Genomic DNA, 20,569 nt, shown 5'->3' with positions numbered 1-20,569 from the left:
ATGTGGAAAGAAAACTTAACGGCACTTAAAACCATCGTTCGAAGAGAATGGATTCGAATCATTAGAATCTGGGTCCAAACCTTAATCCCACCCGTGATCACAATGGCACTTTATTTCCTTATTTTTGGGGAACTTGTTGGTAGACAAATTGGCAAAATCGGAAATTTTACTTACATCGAATTCATTGTTCCCGGACTTATCATGATGAGTGTCATAACCAATTCCTATAACAATGTTGTTTCTTCCTTTTTTTCCAGTAAGTTCCAAAAAAATATCGAAGAACTTTTGGTATCACCCACATCTCCTTATACCATTGTTTTAGGTTATACGTTTGGTGGAGTGGTGCGAGGTCTTTTTGTCGGAATTTTGGTAACTCTCACTTCCTTATTTTTTACAAATCTTCAATTCCAACATCCCATCATCATCTTTTTTACAGTCATCCTAACATCGATTTTATTTTCACTTGGAGGATTTTTTAATGCTCTTTTTGCAAAAAAATTTGATGATGTTACAATCATTCCCACTTTTATCCTCACTCCATTAACTTACTTAGGTGGTGTGTTTTATTCTGTCAAAAATTTACCTGAATTTTGGCAAACCGTCTCATATCTAAATCCGATTTTGTATATGGTGAATCTTTTCCGATATGGATTTATCGGGATAACGGATGTAAATTTAATTTTTTCTCTTAGTTTTATCCTATTTCTTTGTGCTCTTTTATTTTTACTCAATGTTAGGTTAATGAAAATTGGTTATGGAATTAGAAACTAAACAAACTAGAAAAGATCGAATGGAACAAGTTTTGAAGGAGTTTTTCCTTCCCACAGAACTTTCTGTACTCGATGTATCATGGGAACATGCGGGTCACCCTGGTATGACCAAGGATTCCAAGGAAACCCACTTTCGGATCAAAATGGTATCACCCAAATTCCACGGAAAGTCAACGGTGGAACAACACCGAGAAGTTTATTCGCTACTCGGACCTGAATTTAAAAAAGGCCTCCATGCTCTAGAAATGGATCTATCCTCGCCCAATTAGGAGTCTAATTTGTATGGTAAAACCAACACTCATCAGCTTCAAACTTTGTCCGTATGTGCAACGCTCAGTGATTAACCTATTAGAAAAAAAAGTAGATTATGAAATCAAATACATTGATTTAGCAAATAAACCAGATTGGTTTTTAAAAATTTCACCTTTTGGTCGGGTTCCGGTGCTTGTAGTGGGAGACGAAGTGTTGTTTGAATCTGCGGTGATTAACGAATATTTGGATGAAACAAACCTTCCGAGCCTCCATCCAAAAGACCCATTGGTAAAAGCAAAACATAGAGCTTGGGCAGAATTTGCAAGTGCCTTACTGGTTGACCAATATTTATGGACCATGTCAAAAGATGAGGCAGAATCCAACAAAAAAAGGGACGAAATTCTTTCGAAATTTAAAATCTTAGAACCAGTTTTACCCAACCCAAAAGATGGAAAGTTATTCTTTGCAGGTGATTCCATGCACTTGGTTGATACTGCCTATGCACCTTTTTTTATGCGTTTGGATTTTCTAAAATCAAAGGGAGCCGAATATGATCTAGTAAGTGGATTTCCAAAAATTCAAATTTGGAGTGATACACTACTTTCTTTACCATCAGTAAAGAATTCTGTTTTACCAGAAGTGCCAAAAGAATACATTGAATTTATCAAAGCCCACAACTCATGGTTGGGAGGAAAATTGTAGGATGACCATTCCAGAAATCCAAAAAAAAATCGAAGAGGGTTTGCCAGGTTGTACTGTCGAAATTTTAGATCCTTACCGTGACGGCGTACATATCAAAGCGGTTGTCACTTACAAAGGATTTAATGGTAAGGGTCTTATTGAACAACACCGTATGGTGTATGCTACTTTAAAAGAAGAATTAAAAGAAGAAATCCATGCATTAGCATTGGAAACAAGGAGTGAATAATAATGGAACAAGAGTTAAAAGATAAAATTGAATCGTTAATCAAATCGGAAAAGGTTTTTCTTTTTATGAAAGGAACCCCTGAAATGCCACAATGCGGATTTTCTGCAGGTGTGGTGTCAACCTTAAAACAACAAGGGATTCCATTTGGTTCTTTTAATGTTCTTTCCGACATGAAAGTCAGAGAAGGAATTAAAGAATACACCAATTGGCCAACCATCCCTCAACTTTATATCAATGGTGAATTTGTTGGTGGTCATGACATCACGGTGCAAATGGCTCAATCTGGGGAACTCAAAAAAAAAGTAGGTTAATCCCATGATCCGTCTCTACCAATATGACTCCTGTCCTTATTGTTACCGTGTTAGGCAAGCCATACACACACTAGGTTTGACAGAAGGTAAGGACTATATTTTGGTAGAGGCAAGGTATGGCACACAAGGCAGGGACGAAGTCATCAAGTTAGGTGGCATTTCACAAGTCCCTTTCCTTGTTGACGGAGAGACAAAAATGTATGAATCTCTCGACATCATCGACTACCTTCGAAACAAATTTACGTAAATCCTAATAAATCGAGAATTTTATCACCAACAGCTCTTGGTGTTCCTGCGTATGGAAATTCATGGATGTACAACACAGGATTAAAATTAATTTCTAATACCGCATAATGTTCCGGATTTGGTTTTTCCGTAATCGCACTGGAGATGATATCAATCCCACAAATCACCGCAGAAGCTGCCTTTGCTGCATTTAAAGCAATAGTTTTAAACTCTGGGTGAACCAAATCAGTTACATCGATAGAATCACCACCAGTTGATATATTGGAATTTTTTCTTAAAAATACTTGTTCCCCTTTTTTCGGAACCGAGTCGAATGTTAATCCATAATCAGAAATAACTAAACTTTCCGTTTCTGACATTTGGATTTTTTCTAAAGCAGTGATATGACCTTCCCCACGTCTAGGATCTTTGTTTTTTGTTTCAATGAGTTCCTTAATGGTATGAATACCATCCCCTACCACATTCGCAGGAACGCGGTTACAAACCGCCACCACTTCATCACCTAATACTAAAAAGCGGTATTCAGGACCTTCTATAAATTCTTCAACAATGATTGAATTCGAAAATGAAAAGGCTTGTTTGACAAAAAAAGTGAATTTTTCCAAAGAATCATTTGGATTCGATATACCAATTCCAATTCCAAAATTGGTTGTGACAGGTTTTATCACTTTTTTTTTAGATAAAAAAACCGGATAATCCAACAAGGCGTCTTCAACTCGGGAATAATCTTTGCCAATAGGAACTCTAACTTGGCTTTCACTTAACACTAGTTTGGAAGCAATTTTATTTTCCATGACCAAATAAGTCATCAAACTATCCAAACGTGTTTTGCTAGCTTCTTTTACAAATTCTGAATGATTGCCTTTGACCAAACGTAAAAAATTTTCCTTACGATCGATTACTTCTACTCCGATTCCTCTACTGATTGCATCACGTATGATGATTTGAGTCGATATTTCTAAGTCTTCCCAACCTGGTAATAATGGTTTTGGTTCTGTCACGTTAAACCTCACTACAAAGTTTTAGCGGTTTAATTTGTATGGGTTTTTGGTTTTTTTTAAGGTGGCTTCCTTCTAAGGTTTCGATTTTTTTCTGTTCATATATCGATTGTTCACTTAGGTCTTCGTAATATTTGATACGATTGGGAGAAAGACCCACTTGTAAAAGTTCAGCTTTATGTGATTTGGCAAGTGCCAGACCAAATTCTCGGAAACTCGTTTTATGGATCTTCAAATCCAACTCAGACATGGTTGCACCAAGGAAGGAAGGATCATCCCATTTTTCCCATTGTGTTTCCCAAGACCGACTAAAAGGTCCATTCGCATTATTATCATCTAAAAGGTCAGCGATCGGTTGTAAGTCGACAAAAAGTTGGTGTACCATGTCTCGAAGGAGAATCTCTTTTCCAAATAAAAAAACCTTTGTCTCTGGTTTTCGGCCGAACCAAGTTGTGAGTTCTTGGTTTTTTCTCCAATTTGCCATTTCAATCGCATCAGCTTTTGGAGAATCGTTTAACATACAGTATAGGAGAACCATATGAAGGAAATAAAGTCTTGTTTCTTCTACACCAATCGCTGAAAAAGGATCCAAATCAAGAAGTCTTAATTCCAGGTATTCGACTCCACGTTCCATCAGTGCATCTACAACTCTTTCCTCACCTTTTGGAACTTGTTTTGGCCTAACCAGTGAGTAATATTCATTTTCCAATTGTAAAACAAAGTCATTCAATTGATTGGTTGGTTTGGTGTTAAATTTTTTGTAAGGTGCGTATGATTTAGAAACAACTTGACACATGTCCGATGCATATTCCTTTAAGGAATTCACGGAAATTGGGTATTTGCCTTGCACTTTACTAGTATAACCTATATTCGATAACCGTAAAGTAGTGGAATATGGAGCATTTAATGTTTTTGAATCTAACTTGCGTAAGTTTTTGAATGCACTCGGAGAGTCAATGAATGTAGAATCTGTTAAACTAGAAGATCCAAACAAATACAAAAGTGCTGGTGAAATCCGATAAAAATTACGAATGGTATCAAAATAAATTTGTGATTTTGTTTCTTTGGTCAGTGGTTTTTGAAATCTTTTTTCAGAAACTACTGACAACATACAAGTATCAAAGGATACGTTGTAATGGACTCCCGAAATGGTTTGCATTTTTTTTCCGTATCGATGCCCCAATCCATTTCGATAAATTGTTTTTTTTCGCCCTTCATTTGAAGTTCCGTACTGACCAACTTCAATTTTATTCTCTTTAGGCAAAACAGGTGGCATACTAAATGGCCACAGGTATTCGTTTCCTAAATTTTTAGCTGTAAATGCATGGAGTTCAGTGAGTTCATTCAGGGCATCGGGAATGGTTTTATGTATGTTAGTTGCATATTCAATTTGAGCCTCTGCAAAATCGGTTTTAATGAGAGGATGAGTTAAACTAGAACCTAACGATTTTGGATGAGGTGATTGTGAAAAAAATGCTTTTTCATCTACTCGCACACTTTCTCTTTCTAAACCATGTTTGGCACTGAGTAGACAATCTTTGTATTCCTTTGAAAAAAGGGAAACAGTTGAATTTTTCTGTTTTGATTTTAATAATTTTGCTTTCATCGACTAAAAACCTAATGGAACACCTTCCCCTTTCGGGTCAGAAACACCTATGAGTTTTTCTCCTTCTTTTGACACAACAAATACTTTCGCACGGTGCCTACCATATTGGACTTGGTAAAAGAGAAGTTCCGTTTCAGGAAACGTTCCTTTTAATTCAGGATCCAAAAATAATGTATCAGGTTGGTATTGGTGGTGGATGCGTGGAAAAGAAACACTTTCATATAAGTTTCGTTTTTGAATCAAATAATGATACAAAGTGTTAAAAATGGAGGTTGGAATTTGAGACCCACCTGGAGCACCAATGACTAACTTTGTATTTCCATTTGGTTCCATTAGAATGGTTGGGCTCATACTCGAAAGAGGTGTTTTTCCTGGGCTTATCGCATTTGCTTTCGAACCAACAAGTCCATATAGATTTGGAACTCCAGGTGCAATGGAAAAATCATCCATCGTATTATTCAAAACAAGACCAGTTCCAGGAACCATTTGGATGGCACCAAAAATTCCATTGATGGATTGTGTGGAAGAAACGGCATTCCCTTCCTTGTCCATCACAGAGATATGAGTGGTATTATAAGAATCCTTTGGTTCAACCGGTTTTTGAATGGTTTTCCAATTTCCAGACACTACCTTTTTTTCGATTTCATTCACTTCTTCTTGGATATAAGGTAAGGAGATTAGTTTCGTAACAGGCACTTCTGTAAAATTTGGATCTCCACCTAACTCAGCTCTGTCTCTGTAGGCAACACGCATTGCTTCCGTGATTTGAATCATTTCTCCCACTTGGCCTTTGGGAAAGGATTGGCGTTTTGCCATCTCCGTTTTTAATAACATCAATGTAACCAAATGTACACCAGAACTAGGAGGGGGCATAGTCAACATTTGGTATCCCCAAACAGAACTACTCAACGGTTCCAGCTGTTTGACTTGGTATTCTTTCCAATCTTCTTCACTGATGAATCCATCGAATTCTTTGTAATATTCAGTGACTAACCTTGTTGTTTCACCATCGATCCATTCTTTCTCTTCATTTTCAGCAATCCGGCTTAACGTTTGGAACAAATCAGTTTGAACCAAAAGTTCCCCTTCCCGAATGGGACGGTTGTCTATCCCAAAAACCTTTTGCATCGATGGATTCATATTTGGCCAAACTTTAGCGATTACATTGGCTAAATCTCCATACACGGCAAAACCATTTTTCGCATAACGCATAGCAGGTGCGAGTACATCTGTGATGGGAAGTTTTCCATGTTGTTTTTGGATTTTCAGAATTCCTTGAACATTTCCAGGAACTCCGGCACTAAATGGACCTTTGCTAATTTTTTCAATATCGGCAGATCCATCAGATTTTGTATAAAAAGAAGCAATTCCTTTCTTTGGAGAACGTTCTCGGAAATCATAGGCCCATTTCCCTTTTTTGGGTAGGTATACAATTGCAAATCCGCCGCCAAGTAACCCAGTCGATTGTGGTCTTAAAACGGAGATGGCAAAACTTGCGGCAGCAAAAACATCCACAACATTTCCACCTTGTTTCCATACTTCAACCCCAGCTTGGGAAGCAAGAGGATGGTCGGTTGCTATCATAAACTCACGACCAATCAATTCATAACGATCTCTTTTAAGTGAGGCACCTTGGATCTGAGGCAAGGAAGAAGATAACTCATCGGTTTTCTCTTTGGTATCTAAAAACGTTTGGATCGTTTCACAGCTACCTAAGGATAAAACTCCGCAGAACAGAAAGAGATAGAATCTCTTTTTGCCAAAAAATAAACTCAATCGAATATCCCCATTTGCATTTTCGCTTCTTCACTTGCCATAGATCTTGGTTCCCATTTTGGGTTCCAGACAACATGTACAACCACTTCTGAAATTCCTTCCACGCGTAGTGCATGATTTTCAATGTCTTGTTTCATTTGTGGACCAGCTGGGCATGCAAGAGAAGTATATGTCATTGTGACTTCTGCTTTTTCCCCTTCCACTTTTACATCATAAATCAATCCAAGTTCAACAAGAGAAATGCCAATCTCAGGGTCTTCGACAGATCGAATACTATGATAAACTTCCCACTCTTTTTCTGTTTCAGGATCTCGGATCATGGTTTACCTCAATGATTTTTAATAGAGTTTGCCAGGGCAAAAGGGCACAACGATAACGACTTGGGTGAGTTTTCACATTCCGAAAGAATGTTATCTCTTCTAAATCTCCAAACAAGGAAGTTTCATCTCCCTCTAAAAAATTTTTACGTTCACTCAAGTAAGAAAGGAACTTATCTTTTTGCAATTCAGTTTGGTGTTTGAATAAAAAACCAATAGAAGCCGAACAAATCGAACAGGATTCACCAGATACACCTAAAATTCTGATACTATCCTTACCTTCTTCTCGGTAATACAATTTCACTTCATCCCCACATAAGGGATTCAATGACGAAACTTCTAAAACAGTTTCCTTTGGTTTCTGCCACAGAGCATAGGATTTCCATTTTAGAAAATCTTGGTATGTATTATTTTCTGACGACACGACCAAATATTGATTTTACCTTCTCAATGGATTTTATGAGAACATCAATGTCTTCTTTTGTATTATAAAAATAAAACGATGCCCGACAGGTTCCAGGGATTTGCAGCTGTTTCATGAGAGGTTGGCAACAGTGGTGTCCCACACGGATGGCCACTCCTTCTTCATCTAAGATGGACCCAACGTCATGTGGGTGGATTCCTTCCAAGGTGAAGGAAATAACACCACCACGTTTGTCCAAATCCTCTGTGCCGTAAAGGGTAAGACCACCAATCTTTTGAAACCGTTCCAAAGCATATTCGGTTAACATCCGTTCGTGGTTTTTGATATTTTGCATTCCTACTTTTTGTAAATAATCCAAGGCATGAGAAAAACCAATCACACCAGCTATGTTTGGAGTACCTGCTTCTAATTTAGCAGGAAGTGCTGCGTAAGTAGAACTTTCCAATTCCACAGACTCAATCATATCACCCCCACCTAACCAAGGTGGCATGGCTTCTAAAATTTCTTCTTTCCCAAACAGTACACCAACTCCAGTAGGACCAAGCATCTTGTGGGCAGAAAAAGCATAAAAATCCACATCTAAATCCACTAAGTGAATGGGCATATGACAAGCCGCCTGCGCACCATCAACGAGTACTTTGGCGCCAACTTGCCTTGCCCGATCAATGATCTTTCGTAGATCATGAACTGTTCCAGTCACATTTGACATTTGACTAATTGCCACAATTTTTGTTCGTTTAGTGATGATTTCACTTAACTTTGATAAGTCGTAGGTTGTATCAGGTAGGATTGGAATGAATTTTAAAAATGCTTTTTTTTCACGAGCCAACATTTGCCAAGGAACTAAATTGGAATGGTGTTCTTGGACAGATAAAACAATCTCATCCCCTTCAGAGACATTGACCCGTCCATAAGTTTGTGCCACTAAATTGATGGCATCTGTTGTTCCCCGGGTGAAAATAATAGCCTTTGCACATTGTGCTTGGAAAAAATGGGATGTTTTGATCCTTGTTCGTTCAAAAAGTTCAGTGGCATGTTGGGAAAGATAATACACACCCCGATGGATGTTTGCATTTTCTTTCACATAATAGTCATTTGTTGCCTGAATGACACTGAGCGGTTTTTGCGAAGTTGCTCCATTGTCTAAGTAAACAAGAGGTTTCCCGTTCGGCATTGCCTGAGAAAGGATCGGAAAATCTTTTCGAAGTTGGTAAGGGTCCAAACTCATACAGACTCCAAATCCACTTCTAAGTCTTCTCCATTCACCTTCGTCGGGAATATAGTGAGTGGTTCTGTGGCTGGGAGAGCCAAAACACTCCCATTTCTGATATCAAATTTTGCAAAATGGCGAGGGCATGTGATGACACAACCTTCCAACTTTCCGCAGGAAATTTCTTCACCATCGTGAGTACAAGAATCTTCAAAGGCATAGTATTCGTTTTCCCATTTTGTGATCACAACGGAAAAATGTCGGGTTTTGATGACAGTTAACTTACCTTCTTCAATTTCCCCAATGGAAACTAATTTTTTAAAAGCCATCATTTCCCTCCCACGAGAATGGTATGAATGGAAGATTCCAAATCCAGTTTTACATCCTCTTGAAATCCAATTGAATGTATGGTCTCTCCATAAAAGGCAGTCACAAGTAGTGATTTAGATTCTTCAGGAGTCAATCCTCTCGATAATAAATAAAAGTATTGTTCTTCATCAATGTCACCAACGGTGGCCCCATGGGTACAAGAAACATCTTCTGCGAGTACTTCCAATTTTGGATTTGCTTCTGCTCTAGCTTTTTTGTTTAAAGAAAGATTAAATGATTCCTGGTGAGCCACTACCTTTTTTAAGTTAGGTGGAATGATCAGATTTCCTGTAAATACATGATGGGAACGATCAGTCACGATAGCCTTATAAGTAATTTTACTTGTAGTATGGTCTGCATGGTGGTGCATTTCCATATCCAAATCCTTTAAGTTTCTCTTCCCTAAAGCAGAAACCCCATCCACAGTCACTTCTGCACCTTTGCCTAATAAATGAGAGTGTAATAATAATTTAGAACGGAATCCACCAAATGGAAAATGATGGTATTTGACTGATGTATTATCTTTAGATAGTAAAAGCACAGTTCGAAATTGGACTAAGTCTTCATCATAATTCTCTTCATCCAAAATCTCAACTTGTGAATCTTTGTCTGAAATAAAAACGTCAATTCCTGTTTGCAAATGGAGTGAATCTGACTTGTGGTTTGATTGTGTTTTTAAATGGATTTGTGAAAATTTCCCTTTGGGAACATAAAAAATTCGGAATGAAAATTTTGGTTCATCACCTAATGATGAATCAATTGGAGTTACTAAGCCATCTTCACAAATGAAAAACTCAATGCCTGGTGATTGTAAAACAGAGAGATAACTAAAATAATCCTTTGGTAAGTATTGTTGTATCAATGCGAAAATTTCATCAAGGATCGTTTCACTCACCAAATCCTTTTCAACGGAATTTGAGGAATCCTCAATCTTTGTCTTTTTCTCTTGGGGGTCAAATCCCAGTTCCTTCCAATCTAGAGCACTGATCGGAAATTTACGATAGGATTCCTCTTTTTCAGTGGGAAGAGATAATGTTTCCCAAGTTTGTATGAGAGAACGACAAAACTGATTTCGCTTTTTTGGATCGATGGTAAACTGTTGTTTATTGAGTAAGGAATTCATTTGACCCCTTCTCTCTCCAATATCCAATCATAACCTACTTCTTCTAATTTGAGTGATAGGTCTTTTCCACCTGTTTCCAATATCCTTCCATCAGCAAACACATGGACAAAATCAGGCACAATGTAGTTCAACATCCTTTGGTAATGTGTGATGAGTAAAATCGATCTCTCTGGATTTCTGTTTGCATTGATCCCTTCAGATACAATTCTAAGGGCATCGATATCTAAGCCAGAATCAGTTTCATCTAAAATCGATAACACAGGTTTTAGTAAACTCATCTGTAAAATTTCAGCTCGTTTTTTCTCTCCACCAGAGAATCCATCGTTCACATAACGTCCGATAAACGACTGAGGGACTTCCAAAAGATCCATTGCAGTTTTTAATTCTTGTTTGAATTCTTTGACAGGGAGTTCTTTTCCCCGATGTGCTTTTAAAATGGATTTTAAAAAATTCCCGATGGTGACACCTGGAAGTGCTGTTGGGTATTGGAACGATAAAAATAAACCTAATCTTGCCCTTTCGTCTGTAGAAAGTTTTAAGATCGATTCTCCTCGAAAGAGGATGTCCCCTGAAGTAACATTGTATTTTGGATGGCCGAGGATCACATTGGAAAGGGTACTTTTCCCGGAACCATTGGGCCCCATGATGGCATGGACTTCTCCTGCTCCGATGGTTAAATTGACCCCTCGGAGGATCTGTTTGTCTCCGACATTGGCATGTAGAGATTTGATTTCGAGAATTGCGGACAAGGTGGTATCCTGTTTTTTTATATTTAGAATGATTCTATATTATAGACGAATCCCTACTACCAGGAAAATCGACCACTCAAAAAAAACAAGATTCTATTCCGACCAACTCACCTGTGCCACAAGGATCTTCCCTGCCATGAGAGAAAAGGTAAAGATAACATACTGATTCTGGTTGTTGATGTCATAAAGAGGGTATGTCACTCCCCATTTTTTGCGAAACCGCTCCGATTCCTCTTTGTGTTTCAAAAAATAAGGTTTCCAAGCGTAGTTGTTTCCAATTTGCCTAGACCGTTCCAAATACCCACCATTCATCCGATCCAAATCATAGGTTGGTGTGATTTGGTATCCTTCCCCGTCACAGACAAATACCTTTAAAATCTCTCGTGGAAGGGAACCAAGGATTTGTCCAAACCGGTAGGGGAAATCTTCTTCACTCGAATCAGAGAGTTCATAAAACAAGTCTTGTAATTGGTCGATGATCTTTTGTTCTCGGATTCCCTTTTCCCGAAGTTCACGAGAACGAACACTGGAAAAGTTTTCGAGGACAGTTTTCATCTTGTCGGAGAACGTATTGCGGTTGAGAAAATGTGGGTTCGGAGTTGAAAAATAAAACCCTTGGAGGAGATTGGCACCCATGGAAAGGGCAAGGTTCACCTCTTCCTCTGTTTCAATCCCTTCAAATAGGAGTTGGCTTCCTAATTTCTGGGACATCTCTGAGATGGCTCCGAGAACTTGTTTGAAAGAGTTTTTATTTAAACTTTCCCTCATGATGCGGATGTCCACTTTCATGATGTCGGGGTGCAAATACCCAATGCGTTCTAAATTGGAAAAACCAGTCCCCAAATCATCGATGGCAATTTTTAACCCATAATCCCTGAAAATTTGGACAATTTGAATGAGCCTTTCGATCGAACCATCAAATTCGTCTTCCGTGATTTCAATCACCACCTGGTTACGATCAATCCCATACTTTTCGATGAGTTGGATGATATGGAAATTTTCTGCAAATAAATCAGTATGGTGCACCCGAGAGAGGAAATTGGGCATCATATTGAAGAATAGTTTCGTGCGAAGGTTACTTTCCTTTAGGGTTTGGACCGCCTTCTCTCGCAAAATCCTGTCAATATTGTAAATCGGAACTGGGTCATGTTCTCGGTTATGGAAAAGCCCACCTAAAGAATGGTAGGTGTTCTCTTCTGGGTTGAACTGGCGGCCGAGGACTTCGTAGGCTGAAATGGAGCGATTGATGGCATTGACGATGGGTTGGAAATGTGGGACAAAGTATGTCTCGTTCCAAAACTGGTTTCCTTCCGTTGATTCCGTTGTGAACATGGTTCCCTTTCTTCCAACTTAGAACTAAGTTCAAAACTGGCAAGAAAAATTCCACATTTTTGGAACCATTTAGACCTATTTTAGGCAAACTAAATCCATATTTGTGTCATTTTTGACTCAAATAGAATACCCATCCGGGATGGCAGAGTGCCTTGGGACTACGATGATCCCATCACGGATCCGGATGTAATCATCTTCGTACTCTTGTAAGTTTTGTTCGTTTAACAGCCGAACGTTGGCACCGATCGCACAATCCTTATCGACAATTGTCCGTCGTATTTCACAGTTAGGTCCAATCCCAATAGGGATTTTTCCTGATTTACGATCAAAGTACCCGTAATGGTCAAGACCCATAATGATGGAATCGTAGATTTTTGTCCCAGAAGCAATGAGCTGCCTCACCCCAATGATGGATCTGTGCACCTCACATTGGTTAAGGATGGTACCTTCCGAAATGAGGGCCTGGTTTACCACCGCCTGATTGATCTTTGACGGTGGAAGTGCCCTCGCCCTTGTATAAATCGGGGTTTTCTCTAAATACAAATTGAATTTAGGGATATGATCGGTTAACATCAAATTGGCTTCATAGAATGCTTTGATGGTTCCGATGTCCTCCCAATAACCGTCGTAAGTATACGCTTTTACTTTTCGTTCTTTTATCGCCTTTGGTAAAATTTCCTTACCAAAATCTGCCATATTACGGTCTTCCAATACATCGATTAACGTGGATGTGTTGAAGATATAAATTCCCATGTTTGCAAGGAAGGCACCGTTTTCCGTACGGCAAGATTCTACCTGAGAAAGGTCCTGCGGTTTTTCAATGAATTCCTGGATGGTACCACCAACCCCGGCTTTGACAATGCCCAGCCCATAAATTTGGTCTTCCGGGATTGCATTGGTTGCCACAGAAATTTGGGTTTCCGGATCCATCAAATGGCTCTGCATAAAATCCGCAAGGTCCATATTGTAAAGTTGGTCACCAGAAAGGATGAGGACATACTTTGGTTTTTGTTCTCGAATGTAAGGTAATACCTTTCTTACGGCATCGGCAGTACCTTCGAACCAATTGGCACTTGATACGGTTTGTTCCGCAGCAATGATTTCTACAAAACTTTTTTGGTGGATATTGTTAGTGGCATACGTTCTGTTAATATGGCGGTTCAACGAATACGAGTTAAACTGTGTTAGGATAAATATCTTTTCGAATCCACTGTTCAGGGAATTGGAGATGGGAATGTCTATGAGTCTATACTTTCCACCAAAACTCACGGCGGGTTTTGATCGTTTTTCAGTTAAAGGCAGTAACCTTGTTCCCTTTCCCCCACCGAGAATAATTGTGAGGACTTCATCTTTTTTGAGAATAAAATCAACACAGTCTATTGAGTCTTCTTGGAATCGCATACCAATCCTTATAATTGTATTTGACGAAAAAGCAAGAAAAGGAAACGAAAGATTCTAATTTTTTAATAGAGCTTCTAAGATTTGTTTGCCGTCCATTTTTCCAGTAAAAGGATTCATTGCTCTTTCAGGATGAGGCATCATTCCTAATACATTTCCTTTTTCATTACAGATCCCAGCGATGTCATGTAAGGATCCATTTGGGTTTTCCCTGTAACGAAACACAACTTGTCCATTTTTTTCTAATCGTTCTAAAGTTTCTGCATCAGCAAAGTATGCACCTTCTCCATGAGCAATTGGGATGGAAAGATTCCCTTGGAAATGTTTTGCAAAACCATTTTCTTGTACTGGAACAAGTTCCACATCTTTGCATATGTATTTTAAAGTTCGATTGTGTAAAAGTGCACCAGGAAGTAGTCCCGATTCGGTAAGGATTTGAAACCCGTTACAAACTCCAAGAACCTTTCCCCCTTTGTTCGCATACTTCACAACCGATTCCATGGATGAACTGAATTTTGCCATAGCACCGCAGCGTAAGTAATCTCCAAAGGAAAACCCTCCAGGTAAAACAACCAAATCAGGAACGTCATCAAAGGATTCTTTGTACCAGGTATAATTGACATCTGCCTGGAAATAGTCATGTAATACGGATCCAACATCTTTATCACAATTGGAACCAGGAAAGGTGACTACTCGAACTTTCATTGGGATTCAACCACCAGTTTGTATGTCTCAATCACTTGGTTTACAAGGACTGATTCACAAATTTCCTTCGCGATGGACTCGGCTTCTTTTAAGGAAGAGGCATTGAGTTTGAGTTCAATGTATTTTCCCACACGTAAGTCCTGGACTTGCCCTTTTCCTTGGTCATGAAGGGTACGGAGCACTGTTTGGCCTTGGGGATCAAGGACGGATTCTTTGAGGGTGACATTTATTTTTGCGACAAACATATATTGATTTTATCTTCCAATTCCAAGTATTTTTTACGTAGTTCCTGAATCAAGGATTCGGGGAGTTTAGGGGGTGGTGGATTTTTATCCCAAGAGGTGGATTCGAGCCAATTTCGTAGGATTTGTTTATCAAAACTGGCTGGAGTTTTCCCAAGGGCATAGGTTGACGCATCCCAATACCGGGATGAGTCAGGTGTCAAAATTTCATCGATGAGAACTGGTTCCCCCTCAATCAGGCCAAATTCAAATTTGGTATCACAAAGAAGGATCCCTTGTTTTGCCATCAATTGGTGGGCTTTTTCGTAAAGGTGGAGGGAGATCGTTTTTACTTTTTGGAATAAATCGGAACCCACTTCTTTTTCCATTGTGCTCTCACTGACATTTTCATCATGGCCAGAATCATTTTTCCTCGCGGGAGTGAAAATGGGTGTGGGAAATTGGTAGGATTCTTGCAAACCCTTGGGGTAAGCTGTCTCGGCAATGGTTCCCAATTGTAGGTATTCCTTCCAAGCAGAACCTGTAAGGTATCCACGAACCACACATTCAAAATCAATTCGTTTTGCTTTTTTCACAAGGACAGAACGACCAATCAGGTTTGGTTCATCTTGATAAGGTTTTGGAAAACGGGAAACATCATCTGTGATCAGATGGTTGTTTATATCCGAAAAATAACGAAACCATTGGGTGGAAATTCGAGTGAGGACCTTTCCTTTGTCTTCTACTGGTTCGGAAAATACAACATCAAAGGCAGAAATTCGATCCGTTGCTACAAGTAGTAACTCAGAGCCAAGATCATAAACATCTCTCACCTTTCCTTTGTAATGGGGAGTCGGGATCATAATTGTATACACACCATTGCCATATCGTCATTTGGAGTGGAAGTTCCACAAAACTCTAATATTTGATTTTGAACCGTGGGAAGGATATCCCCACCAATACTAACAGATTTTTGAAAAATATCACGCATGCCCTCTTCCGTGATGTATTCCATTTTGGAATTCATTGCTTCACTTGCCCCATCCGTATACATAAAAAACTTGGATCCTTGTTTTAAAGCGATCGATTGCACTTCGTCATTAGTAATCATATTGATTCCCATAATCATAGGACTCATCCCCTTTAATAATTTGGTTTCACCATCCATGTAAATGATGGGTGCTGGATGACCACCGTTGATATAGGAAAGTTTTAAGTCTTGATCAATGATCGCATAACAAAAAGTAATAGCATAATCTTCTGGAAGTACAAGTTCCATATTCTTACGAAGGTGAGAAACACGTTCTTTCAATCCCATATTGGGAACTAAGTTGAACAATTGCATTTTGAACATAGCACCAATAAGAGCTGCACTTGGACCATGCCCTGAACAGTCAGCAATCACAATATGAAGTTTTTTTTCTTCAATCCAAGTATCGACAAAATCCCCACCAATTTGTAAATATGGATGGAAAAGTGTCTGGGCTTTGATTCCGTTCCAAATAAAACTTTTTTCCGGGATCAGTTGGTCTTGCACACGCCTTGCCGTTTGCAGTTCTTTTTCGTATCTACTTTTTTGTTGGTAAAGTTCGTCCTGTAAATCTTTCAAACGGATCACAGAATGAATTTTTGCAACTAACTCTCGTTTATTGAAAGGTTTATTTATAAAATCATCACCACCATTTTTCATGGCTTCCTGGAATCCAACTTCACGATCGATAGAAGTGATAAAAAGAATGGGCAAAAGTTTAAACTGATCCATCTCCCGAAGTTCACGACAAAAGGAAAAGCCATCCTGTTCTGGCATATTGACATCTAATAATAAAGTATCAATGCGAGTATTGAGTAAAACCAAACGTGCTTCTTCTGCTGAATAGGCTGTATATGTCTTAAAACCTTCTTGGGATAAAAGGTATTTGAGAAGTTCCACATTTTCAGGAACATCATCAACAATGAGAATAGTATGTTGTGACTCTTTTGTTTCCATTTTTCAATTAATTGAATTCGGACCGTAGGTGATTTTTAATTTCTTGGATTTTTTCGTTTCGATTCGAAAGGAAAAATAGAAACAAAAACAAAAAATGGTAAGCAAGAACACCAAGCCACATCGTTTGTTTCATATCCGAATCCATTCCACCCTTTCCAAGCACACTTCCTGGATGGTTTCCTGGATTTTCAATCCAACGAATAGCACCCCAGGTTAAAACCGCACTTAAAGCACAAAGAACAGAAAGATAAGCCGATAAAATCGCCTTTTTTTTGCGAGATGGAACCAAATATCGAAAGATAAAATAACTCAATAGAGAAAGGCATAAAATAAAGAATGATTGTAACCTAGCATCTGTTTTATCCCAAGGAACTCCCCATGCACTATATGCCCAAATGGGTCCAGAGAATAAAACTCCTAAGGCAAAAAGAAAAGCAAGTTGGTTTGCAGTGAATGCGAGGCGATCCCAAATAAGGTCTTTTTTAATGAAATAAATCAGAGAAAAAACAAACGATAACAGTGGGCCGTATAATGCAACCCAGGCGACTGGAACATGTAAGTAAAAAATTCTGTGGCTAAGACCTTGTTCCAAAATGACATTGGGATACAGGATCGAAACAAAAACAGCGATTACCAAAGAGATACAGACTACGATGTAAAAGGCAAAATCCAAAGCCGGGTGGATCAGTTTGATCTTACGTTCCATTTTTTTCCAAATTTTCAGAATGGAAAAGAAATTCTAGGAGAAAATACAAATCCTCTACTCATTCTGTAAGGTTTCTACCATAATGGAACCAAGAGTTCCGTAAAATAATAGGAAAAACAAAAGTAATCCAATCGAAGGTAAATACAATCCAGGTTCCATCCAGTATCGATTTTCAGCTTCCAATCCAAACAAAAACAATGGAATCGAAAATGGGAGTTGTAAAAGAGGGATGATGATCTCTTTTAGTCGGCTTTCAAATGCAACCACTCCAAGGGATACACCCAAAAACACCAAACACCCACTCCCTAAGTTTGCAAATAACCACTCTCCCAAATAACGTTCCAAAACCATATTTTGGAAAAAGATCGATAATACGAGGATAAGGAGTGCATTCACGAGGATGGTACAAAACCAAATTGTAATCGATTTACTTAAGTAAAGATAAGTAGGACTGACATAACTGGAACTAGCTTCCCATCCCATTGACTCTCTTTCTTCCCATAAACTTTGGCTAACAATGACAAAGTTAAGAATGAAGATAATCGCCCACTTCAGACCACGGATGCTCCTAGCAGATAACATTTCGTTCACTTCAATGGATGTATAAAAAATGAATACGACAGAAACACTCAGAGTAAAAAGTGAAACCACTCCACCTAGTGAACGCCCAATCAAATAAAAATCTTTTTTTAATAGATTAAGAAACAAAGACATTCCCCTGGCGAATTAAAATTTGACCTGTACACTCAAGTTCACTTGGGATCGAGTGGAGCACCGTAAGAATGAGTCTCGATTTTTTTTCTTCATTTAAAATCGAACTTAAAACCGAAGAAGATTCAAAATCAAGTCCCGTAAATGGTTCATCAAATAAAATGATTTCTGCTGATGAAAGTAATACTCTCATAATGGCAACTTTCTGTTTCATTCCTCTGGAAAAAAAATGGATGGGATCCCATATCCTTTTTTCCAATCGAAAGAGTTTTAATAACTCTATCCTTCTCTCCATGGAATGATTACCATCCAAAGAGGCAAAGTAGTCCAAATTTTCTTCCAAACTAAGAGAGGAATAATAACCAAGCTCATGGCCCAAATAAGCAATTTTTCGTTTTCCAAGGGGCCAAGTCCAGGAAGCAGACGTTAAGGAATCATGAAAGATTTTCTTAAGTAATGTTGATTTTCCAGCTCCATTTTCCCCAAGGACAGCGAGTAACCCTCTCTCAAAAAAACTGAGATTCACCTCTCTCAATATGGTTTTTTCGCCGACAGTAATAGTGAGCCCTTTTGTCTCCAAAAGCATACGGTTCATTCTAACACCATGTTCCATCGACTGTTTACATTCGCACTTCTGTTTTTGTTTCCAAGCCTAGTCTTTGCACAAAAACTCATCGGGAATAAGGAATACCCAGAGCTTTTATGGGGAAAAGACGAAGAGTTTGATACCCGTGACTTTCCGAATGGATCTTTTATCTACCACAGAGATGATTTTATCCTAACACGTGGAAAACTATATACCGGCGAGCCACCCAAATCCAATGGAAGTTTTTCCTACGGAACAGAAACCATCACAAATTCTGGTAAATGGAATAATGATACCATTGAACTTCTCTTAAATGGAAAGGCAAACCAAAGAGGTGAAGTCATCAAACGTTTGGAAGCCGGAGTTCGATTTGACCCTCAATTTTTCCCTTTCCGATATAATTTAGGCAGATTGTATTCGTTGGAAATGAAATATGAAAAAGCACTAGTTGAATTTGAATACGCAAAAGCAGAAATGCCAGAGTATTACAAAACATATTTGCATATCGGTATCCTTTCTGAAATCACAAGACAAACCTATTATGCCATCATGAACTACAAATTGGCAGTTGAAAAAAATCCATACGATACAGAAGCACTCATCCGACTTGCAGATCATTATTTGGCAACTGGACTTAAGAACAGAGCACTATTGTATCTAAACAAAGCTCTGAAAATCGAAGAGGAAAGTCCAAATGTAAAACTTGGATTTGCAAGACTTGAAATGGAGAAGGGAAATTATCATATTGCCTATAAGATTTTCAATCGAACGAGTTTAACCACTGGTGAAGGAAAACAAAAGTCATATGATAAAAAGTTTCATTATTATTTTGCTGAGACAGCTTCAAAAGTCACAGATTATGAAACTGCAGAAGAACAATATACAAAGATGCTGAGTTTTACAAATGATCCGTTTTTTGCGACCGTTTCCTCAAAAGTAATCGCACGTAGAAGGGATATCGCGAAAAAATTTGCGGAAGCAAAACGAACTCAATTGGATAATTCGGAAGAAGAAGTTACACCTCCAAACGAATGATTTCTGGCAAAAACCAATTCTTGTAATAGTTTTGATTTTGGATGTTTTAGAAGTTGTTTTGGATTTCCAAATTCAGTGATACTTCCCTCTTCCAATACAAATATTTGATCACACATATAAGATAAAAATCCAAGGTCGTGTGAAACAATCAACATTCCGAGCGAATCCTTTTGGTTGATTTCCTTTAATTCTTCAGCAATTTTCTTTTGCACAAGAACATCAAGGGCTGTTACTGGTTCATCTAACAAAAGGTATTCTGGATTCACAAGTAAGGCTCTGAGGATTGCAAATCGTTGTAACTGACCACCACTTAACTCTTGTTTTGTTTTTTTTAATAAAGACACTGGTAATTCAAATCGATTACAATAATTTTCAATTCTTGTGTTTTCCTTATCGATCATATCTTGGTTTAAGACTAATTGTTTCTGAACCTTAAGTGGTTCCAATAATAATTCGCCAATTGTATGATAAGGTGAAAAACTCCCAAAGGGATCTTGGAAAACAGGTTGGATTTTGGGACAATGTTGTTTTCCTAACATTTCGCCATTCCACTCCAATTCGCCTGTCCATTCATATCCCTCAGACTTTGGAAGTAAACCCAGTGCCAATCGAAATAAAGTAGATTTACCAGATCCCGATTTCCCAATGAGGCCAGTGATTTCTTTGGGTTTTGCCTCTAATGATACATCGTTTAAGATGGTTCGTCTCCCTATATGAACGGAAAGATTTTTGATTTTAAACATAATACCTTGCAGATAAAATCATTGCATTCTCTCTCTCAATAAACAATCTAAAGAGGATAAATAGGA

Annotated in this window: 26 protein-coding genes; 7 read left to right on the top strand and 19 right to left on the bottom strand. The window is 38.4% G+C overall.

Translation table 11 applies throughout. The annotated features are described in order from the left end of the window. Genes ND855_RS06975 through ND855_RS06950 form a run of 6 tightly spaced genes read left to right on the top strand, consistent with a single transcriptional unit; the run spans position 1 to position 2,508 of the window. Positions 1-771: an ABC transporter permease gene (locus ND855_RS06975; protein WP_265357739.1), complete on the top strand. Its 771-nt coding sequence runs from the start codon at positions 1-3 to the stop codon at positions 769-771. Beyond that, positions 755-1,039 carry a BolA family protein gene (locus tag ND855_RS06970; RefSeq protein WP_265357738.1) on the top strand — a complete coding sequence of 95 codons (285 nt, stop codon included), beginning with the start codon at positions 755-757 and terminating at the stop codon, positions 1,037-1,039. Before ND855_RS06975 ends, ND855_RS06970 begins: the two co-directional genes overlap by 17 nt. A 13-nt stretch (positions 1,040-1,052) precedes the next feature. Beyond that, positions 1,053-1,724, top strand: a complete 672-nt coding sequence (locus tag ND855_RS06965; RefSeq protein ID WP_265357737.1) for a glutathione S-transferase family protein — start codon at positions 1,053-1,055, stop codon at positions 1,722-1,724. A gap of 1 nt (position 1,725) precedes the next feature. After that, positions 1,726-1,950, top strand: coding sequence for a BolA/IbaG family iron-sulfur metabolism protein (locus ND855_RS06960; protein WP_100727861.1), 225 nt, complete (start codon positions 1,726-1,728; stop codon positions 1,948-1,950). A gap of 2 nt (positions 1,951-1,952) precedes the next feature. Beyond that, positions 1,953-2,261, top strand: coding sequence for a Grx4 family monothiol glutaredoxin (gene grxD / locus ND855_RS06955; protein WP_015678202.1), 309 nt, complete (start codon positions 1,953-1,955; stop codon positions 2,259-2,261). 4 nt (positions 2,262-2,265) lie between these two features. Further along, positions 2,266-2,508: a glutathione S-transferase N-terminal domain-containing protein gene (locus ND855_RS06950; RefSeq protein ID WP_265357736.1), complete on the top strand. Its 243-nt coding sequence runs from the start codon at positions 2,266-2,268 to the stop codon at positions 2,506-2,508. Here the strand turns inward: ND855_RS06950 and gshAB are convergent. The 18 genes from gshAB to ND855_RS06860 form a co-directional block, all read right to left on the bottom strand. Then, positions 2,501-3,508, bottom strand: a complete 1,008-nt coding sequence (gene gshAB, locus ND855_RS06945; protein WP_265357735.1) for a bifunctional glutamate--cysteine ligase GshA/glutathione synthetase GshB — start codon at positions 3,506-3,508, stop codon at positions 2,501-2,503. The genes ND855_RS06950 and gshAB overlap by 8 nt on opposite strands. Position 3,509: 1 nt before the next feature. Continuing rightward, positions 3,510-5,111: a glutamate--cysteine ligase gene (gshA, locus tag ND855_RS06940; RefSeq protein ID WP_265357734.1), complete on the bottom strand. Its 1,602-nt coding sequence runs from the start codon at positions 5,109-5,111 to the stop codon at positions 3,510-3,512. Between the two features lie 3 nt (positions 5,112-5,114). Then, positions 5,115-6,887 (bottom strand): gamma-glutamyltransferase, encoded by a 1,773-nt coding sequence (ggt, locus tag ND855_RS06935; RefSeq protein ID WP_265357733.1) that lies wholly within the window; start codon positions 6,885-6,887, stop codon positions 5,115-5,117. Then, the gene (locus tag ND855_RS06930; RefSeq protein WP_135604126.1) at positions 6,884-7,207 is read right to left on the bottom strand and encodes a metal-sulfur cluster assembly factor; all 324 of its coding nucleotides are present in this window, start codon (positions 7,205-7,207) and stop codon (positions 6,884-6,886) included. The genes ggt and ND855_RS06930 overlap by 4 nt, the downstream gene beginning before the upstream one ends. Further along, on the bottom strand, positions 7,191-7,628 hold the full coding sequence (locus ND855_RS06925; protein WP_265357732.1) for an iron-sulfur cluster assembly scaffold protein: 438 nt from the start codon (positions 7,626-7,628) through the stop codon (positions 7,191-7,193). Before ND855_RS06925 ends, ND855_RS06930 begins: the two co-directional genes overlap by 17 nt. Further along, entirely contained in the window at positions 7,612-8,856 is a 1,245-nt protein-coding gene (locus ND855_RS06920) for a cysteine desulfurase (RefSeq protein WP_265357731.1), read from the bottom strand. The genes ND855_RS06925 and ND855_RS06920 overlap by 17 nt, the downstream gene beginning before the upstream one ends. Beyond that, a complete protein-coding gene (locus ND855_RS06915) occupies positions 8,853-9,167 on the bottom strand; it encodes a Rieske (2Fe-2S) protein (protein WP_265359354.1) in 315 nt (104 codons plus the stop codon). Before ND855_RS06915 ends, ND855_RS06920 begins: the two co-directional genes overlap by 4 nt. Continuing rightward, positions 9,167-10,330 carry a SufB/SufD family protein gene (locus ND855_RS06910; RefSeq protein ID WP_265357730.1) on the bottom strand — a complete coding sequence of 388 codons (1,164 nt, stop codon included), beginning with the start codon at positions 10,328-10,330 and terminating at the stop codon, positions 9,167-9,169. The genes ND855_RS06915 and ND855_RS06910 overlap by 1 nt, the downstream gene beginning before the upstream one ends. Then, positions 10,327-11,079, bottom strand: coding sequence for a Fe-S cluster assembly ATPase SufC (sufC, locus tag ND855_RS06905; protein WP_108958640.1), 753 nt, complete (start codon positions 11,077-11,079; stop codon positions 10,327-10,329). Before sufC ends, ND855_RS06910 begins: the two co-directional genes overlap by 4 nt. Positions 11,080-11,172: 93 nt before the next feature. Continuing rightward, positions 11,173-12,411: an EAL domain-containing protein gene (locus ND855_RS06900; RefSeq protein ID WP_108958639.1), complete on the bottom strand. Its 1,239-nt coding sequence runs from the start codon at positions 12,409-12,411 to the stop codon at positions 11,173-11,175. A 117-nt stretch (positions 12,412-12,528) separates the two neighbouring features. Further along, positions 12,529-13,812, bottom strand: coding sequence for a sugar phosphate nucleotidyltransferase (locus ND855_RS06895; RefSeq protein WP_265357729.1), 1,284 nt, complete (start codon positions 13,810-13,812; stop codon positions 12,529-12,531). Positions 13,813-13,866: 54 nt separating this feature from the next. Continuing rightward, positions 13,867-14,514, bottom strand: coding sequence for a phosphoribosylformylglycinamidine synthase subunit PurQ (gene purQ / locus ND855_RS06890; RefSeq protein WP_265357728.1), 648 nt, complete (start codon positions 14,512-14,514; stop codon positions 13,867-13,869). Continuing rightward, the gene (gene purS, locus ND855_RS06885; RefSeq protein ID WP_135592245.1) at positions 14,511-14,759 is read right to left on the bottom strand and encodes a phosphoribosylformylglycinamidine synthase subunit PurS; all 249 of its coding nucleotides are present in this window, start codon (positions 14,757-14,759) and stop codon (positions 14,511-14,513) included. The genes purQ and purS overlap by 4 nt, the downstream gene beginning before the upstream one ends. Then, the gene (locus tag ND855_RS06880) at positions 14,741-15,598 is read right to left on the bottom strand and encodes a phosphoribosylaminoimidazolesuccinocarboxamide synthase (RefSeq protein WP_265357727.1); all 858 of its coding nucleotides are present in this window, start codon (positions 15,596-15,598) and stop codon (positions 14,741-14,743) included. Before ND855_RS06880 ends, purS begins: the two co-directional genes overlap by 19 nt. Beyond that, complete coding sequence (locus ND855_RS06875) at positions 15,595-16,722, bottom strand: PP2C family protein-serine/threonine phosphatase (RefSeq protein ID WP_265357726.1); 1,128 nt, start codon at positions 16,720-16,722, stop codon at positions 15,595-15,597. The genes ND855_RS06880 and ND855_RS06875 overlap by 4 nt, the downstream gene beginning before the upstream one ends. 7 nt (positions 16,723-16,729) lie before the next feature. After that, positions 16,730-17,428 (bottom strand): cytochrome c biogenesis protein CcsA, encoded by a 699-nt coding sequence (gene ccsA, locus ND855_RS06870; protein ID WP_265357725.1) that lies wholly within the window; start codon positions 17,426-17,428, stop codon positions 16,730-16,732. Between the two features lie 54 nt (positions 17,429-17,482). Beyond that, positions 17,483-18,142: a heme exporter protein CcmB gene (locus tag ND855_RS06865; protein WP_265357724.1), complete on the bottom strand. Its 660-nt coding sequence runs from the start codon at positions 18,140-18,142 to the stop codon at positions 17,483-17,485. Continuing rightward, positions 18,126-18,734 (bottom strand): ABC transporter ATP-binding protein, encoded by a 609-nt coding sequence (locus tag ND855_RS06860; protein ID WP_322113559.1) that lies wholly within the window; start codon positions 18,732-18,734, stop codon positions 18,126-18,128. The genes ND855_RS06865 and ND855_RS06860 overlap by 17 nt, the downstream gene beginning before the upstream one ends. A gap of 9 nt (positions 18,735-18,743) precedes the next feature. Between ND855_RS06860 and ND855_RS06855 the strand changes: the two genes are divergently transcribed. Beyond that, positions 18,744-19,760: a tetratricopeptide repeat protein gene (locus ND855_RS06855; RefSeq protein ID WP_265357722.1), complete on the top strand. Its 1,017-nt coding sequence runs from the start codon at positions 18,744-18,746 to the stop codon at positions 19,758-19,760. On the opposite strand, the gene ND855_RS06850 is transcribed toward ND855_RS06855, so the two are convergent. Next, complete coding sequence (locus ND855_RS06850) at positions 19,715-20,503, bottom strand: ABC transporter ATP-binding protein (RefSeq protein ID WP_265357721.1); 789 nt, start codon at positions 20,501-20,503, stop codon at positions 19,715-19,717. The two genes, ND855_RS06855 and ND855_RS06850, sit on opposite strands and share 46 nt — an antisense overlap. Positions 20,504-20,569: the final 66 nt, after the last annotated feature.

Origin of the sequence: Leptospira paudalimensis (assembly GCF_026151345.1) — a bacterium.
Taxonomy (GTDB): Bacteria; Spirochaetota; Leptospiria; order Leptospirales; family Leptospiraceae; genus Leptospira_A; species Leptospira_A paudalimensis.
Note: the sequence above shows the minus strand (reverse complement) of the source record. Positions and strands in the feature narration are given on the sequence as shown.